Origin of the sequence: Halomonas sp. 707D4, assembly GCF_024158685.1 — a bacterium.
In the GTDB taxonomy this organism is placed as follows: Bacteria; Pseudomonadota; Gammaproteobacteria; order Pseudomonadales; family Halomonadaceae; genus Vreelandella.
This window is the reverse complement of record NZ_JAMZBD010000596.1, coordinates 1-1,613: the sequence shown is the minus strand read 5'-3', so window position 1 is coordinate 1,613 and position 1,613 is coordinate 1. Positions and strand designations below refer to the sequence as shown.

3 protein-coding genes are annotated in these 1,613 nt (G+C 64.8%); 2 read left to right on the top strand and 1 reads right to left on the bottom strand.

Annotation, left to right across the window (positions count from 1 at the left end; translation table 11 throughout):
* Together BIS11_RS17000 and BIS11_RS16995 are read left to right on the top strand one after the other, a co-directional pair.
* Positions 1-355, top strand: a 355-nt coding sequence (locus tag BIS11_RS17000; RefSeq protein WP_253586642.1) for a type I secretion C-terminal target domain-containing protein, incomplete at its 5' end; no start/stop codon positions are given.
* Between the two features lie 91 nt (positions 356-446).
* Positions 447-770, top strand: a complete 324-nt coding sequence (locus BIS11_RS16995) for a tryptophan synthase subunit beta like protein (protein WP_253426153.1) — start codon at positions 447-449, stop codon at positions 768-770.
* A gap of 18 nt (positions 771-788) precedes the next feature.
* Here BIS11_RS16995 and BIS11_RS16990 read toward each other — a convergent pair.
* Positions 789-1,613: EAL domain-containing protein (locus BIS11_RS16990; RefSeq protein WP_253586641.1), on the bottom strand; the 825-nt coding region annotated here is incomplete at its 5' end.

The following is a 1,613-nucleotide window of genomic DNA, read 5'->3' as shown; positions in this document are numbered from 1 at the left end:
TGCCGATACCTTCAAGTGGGAGTTCGGCGATCAGGGCACGGCCGGAAGGCCCGCCGAGGATACCGTGATGGACTTCAACAAGGGGGTATACGGCAAGGACGCGCAGGCGGACCGTCTCGATCTGGCGGATCTTCTGAAAGGCGAGAACAGCGATAATATCGACCAGTTCATCCACGCCGAGCAGAAGGGCAGTGATACCGTACTGCATATCAAGTCCGATGGCGGCCTGGCAGCCAACAACACCAATGCGGACCAGCGCATCGTGTTGAAGGACGTCACCATGCCCCAGGGCGAGAGCTCGTCGGACTTCATCCAGAGCCTGCTGGACCAGCACCAGCTGAAGATCGACCAGTAAGCCGTTAAGCTGTATCGACGACGACAGAGGCCGCCGCAAGGCGGCCTTTTTTAACCCCGAGCGCTGGTCGATGACCAGTAAAGAGAGCGTGATGTTTCATATCAAACGCAACGCCGCCGGCGAGATTGTGCTACTGAGCCGGGAGGCGTCGGCCGAGTACCCGGAGCAGATCGCCGCAGACGACCCGGAAGTGCTTGCCTTTCTGGCCGATCAATCCAGCACCAAGGCGAGTTTCCTCGCCTCGGACCTGGCCTTCGTGCGCGTGGTGGAAGACTTGATGGAGGTGCTGCTCGACAAGGGAGTGATCTCGTTCACCGACCTGCCCGAGGCGGCGCAGCACAAGGTGATGCAGCGCAAGTCGCTGCGGGCCAAGAACAACGTCAACCTGATCGGCGAGGACGGCGGCATCATCTGATACCGCCGCACGGCTGACTCAGGAAAGGCGAACGCCGGGGCCGGTGGCGCCATCCACGCCGATGCGATAAAGCTGGGTCAACTCCTGCTGGTCGACCACCCCTTCGGCGATGACCAAGATGCCTAGCGAATGGCAAAGCGTCGTCATGCCGCGCAGGAGGGTCTGCTGCTCGAGCGAGGCGTGAATGCCGCGCACCAGGCTCGCATCCACCTTCAGGTAAGCGAGCCCGACGTCCTGCAGGTCCGCCAGGCGAGTGAACTCGGCGCCCACATGCTCGAGGCCGAAGGCGCACTCCAGGTGGCGAAGGGCGCTGCAGAACCCGCGCAGGCTTGCAATCGCACGCGGGTCCTGCGAGGCGGGAAGGTCGAAGCACAGCCGCGCGGCGAGCGCCGGGCTCTTCTCGAGCAGCGCGCGCAGCTCGGTGGTGAACTGCGCATCCATGATCGCGGCCAACGACAGGTTGACGCCAAGACGCACCTCGGGCTCGGCGCGAAGCTGCTCCAGCGCACGCTTGACCACCGCCATGTCGAGCGCGGGTTCGAGGCCGAAGCGCGCGAGCCAGGGAATGAACACGCCGGCGCTTTGCCACTGCGTATCGAGCTCGAGCCGCGCGGGGCTCTCGAAGTGGAGCACTCGCTGGTAGGCGTTGAGCACCGGGTAACGACCCAGGTCCGGCCCCTGCAGAATGGCAAGCTCGAGCGCCGAGCGCCAGGCGGCGTGAGTGGTGAACAGCGCCGGTCGCTCGCGCTCGCGAATCACCACGTTGGCCGTGGCGTGTGCCGCCTCGGCCTCGGCAAGGGCCGTATCGAGCGTCGCCAGCAGGGCGCTACGCTCGTCCTGGGG

What these genes read in the sequence shown, in the direction of transcription:
- BIS11_RS16995 (WP_253426153.1), top strand. Translation starts at nt 447, where the DNA reads ATGTTTCATATCAAACGCAACGCCGCCGGCGAGATTGTGCTACTGAGC.